Source organism: Kitasatospora sp. NPDC023176, assembly GCF_055560495.1.
The window spans coordinates 1-2,167 of the sequence record NZ_JBVHIP010000091.1; the positions used below are offsets into that span (position 1 = coordinate 1).

Below are 2,167 nucleotides of genomic sequence, written 5' to 3' on the forward strand. Positions count from 1 at the left end.
GTGCGCCGTGAGGCGCTGTGGTTCGAGTGGAGGTGAGAGACCTTCGCCGCTGACCCTGTCGCAGCAGGGCGGTGGAGCTGGGGGCAGCCTGATCCGGGTGACGCCGGGGAGGGTGGGAGCAGCCCTGACAAAGCCGGGACGGGCCGGTACTGCCAGACGGTTCGGGTTCGGCGAGCGGGACGGAGAGGAGTACGTGAGGAACCGGCGTGTGACACCCCCTTGATGCGGCACCAGCTCGAACCTGGTGGATCTGGGCTGGGGGCGGCGCGCACCCGTCGCCATGGGCGGCGGGGAACTCCCGAGGTGGTGGGCATGAGCTGCCAGGGAGGCTGCGAGGAAGGTCTGCGGCGTACTCGCAGCGATGCCGCAGGGGCATAGTCGGGCTCCTACTTCGTCGAGCGAACCACAGTGAACACGGGAACTGTCCCGGGTCTTGCCCTCCGCGTCGCCTCCAGCGGCGAGGCTGGGGCTGGGCGCGTCGACCGCCGATCGGTCCGGGACGGGGCGGAGCCGCCGTAGTACTCCGAGGCCGGGAAAGCCGGCCGCATGGGGAAGGGCGGCAGCGGTTTCAAGAAGGGAAGGACGCTGCAATGCCGGAAGACGCGTCGCCGAATGGCGATGCTCCTCGTTCTGGTCCGGCCGGGCCGGGAGCGAGGGTATCGGAGATGCAGGCCAAGCTTCACCGTTGGGCGGTGGCCGATCCCGGCCGCCGGTTCGATGACTTGTTCAACTTCGTGTGTGACCCGGCGACGCTGATCGTGGCGTTCGACCGGGTCGCGGGGAACCAGGGTGCGCGCACGCCGGGCGTGGACGGCCTCACGGTCGCCGACGTCACGGAACTGGTAGGCGTGCCCCGGTTCCTGGACGACCTGCGGGCCGGTCTCAAGGACGGCTCGTTCCGACCGCTGCCGGTGCGGGAACGCAAGATCCCGAAACCGGGTGGGTCGGGGAAGGTCCGCAAGCTCGGGATTCCGACGATCGCGGACCGAGTCGCCCAGGCGGCGCTGAAAGTGGTGCTGGAGCCGATCTTCGAGGCGGAGTTCCTGCCGTGCTCGTACGGTTTCCGGCCCAAGCGGCGTGCCCAGGACGCGATCGCCGAGATCCACCACTTCGGCACCCGCGGCTACCGCTGGGTGTTGGATGCGGACATCGAGGCGTGCTTCGACTCGATCGACCACGCGGCCCTCATGGACCGGGTGCGCCTTCGGGTGAAGGACAAACGCGTCCTGGCGCTGGTCAAAGCGTTCCTGAAAGCCGGGATCCTCACCGGACTCGGCGACTACCAGGGCACAGTGACCGGCACGCCGCAGGGCGGCATTTTGTCCCCGCTGCTGGCCAACATCGCCCTGAGCGTGCTCGACGAGCACGTGATGGCGCCGTGGAAGCCAGGCGGGGCGATGTCGACCCGCGGCAAGCGCGACTACCGTCACACCAAGGGGCGACCGACGTGGCGGCTGGTCCGCTACGCGGATGACTTCGTCGTCTTGGTGCACGGCGCGCGCGAGCACACTGAAGCGCTGCGCGAAGAGGTCGCCGTCGCGCTGGCTCCGCTCGGGTTGCGGCTGTCACCGGCCAAGACCCAAGTGGTCCACATGAGCGACGGGTTCGACTTCCTCGGCTTCCGCATCCGGTGGAAGCGCAAGAGGGGGACGAACAAGTGGTACGTCTACACCTTCATCGCGGCCCGGCCCGTCCGGACGCTGAGGGCGAAGATCCGTGCCCTGACGCACAAGACATCGCAGCAGGACTTCGCGTCGGTTCTGACCAGACTAGGTCAGATCATGCGCGGATGGGCCAACTACTTCAAGTACGCCGTGGCCAAACGCACTTTCAGCAAGTTGGATGACTTCACCTGGTGGAGGCTGGTCCACATGCTGCGGGCGCGCCACGGCTGGAACTGGGGACAGGTCCGCCGACACCTCGCCGCCTCCGGGCGGTGGAGGATCGCGGCGGACGGGGTCGAGTACTTCCGGATCGAGGGTGTGTCGGTCTCCCGCTACACCTACCGGGGCAACAAGATCCCAACCCCGTGGCTCCCTGCGAACCCCGCCTGACGGCAGGAACCGTGGAGAGCCCGGTGCGGTGAGAGTCGCACGCCGGGTTCGGAGAGCGGTCCGGGGAAACGGACCGGGAGCAATCCCGGCACCGCGCCCCGGGCCGACTCACC

1 protein-coding gene is annotated in these 2,167 nt (G+C 68.5%); it reads left to right on the forward strand.

Annotated elements, in window-relative coordinates; all coding sequences use genetic code 11:
• The first annotated feature begins 665 nt into the window (after nucleotides 1-665).
• Nucleotides 666-2,054, forward strand: coding sequence for a group II intron reverse transcriptase/maturase (gene ltrA / locus ACZ3YL_RS42395; RefSeq protein ID WP_465663189.1), 1,389 nt, complete (start codon nucleotides 666-668; stop codon nucleotides 2,052-2,054).
• Nucleotides 2,055-2,167 lie beyond the last annotated feature (113 nt).

Coding starts and splice junctions, on each gene's coding strand:
- ltrA (WP_465663189.1), top strand. CDS start 666: ATGCAGGCCAAGCTTCACCGTTGGGCGGTGGCCGATCCCGGCCGCCGG.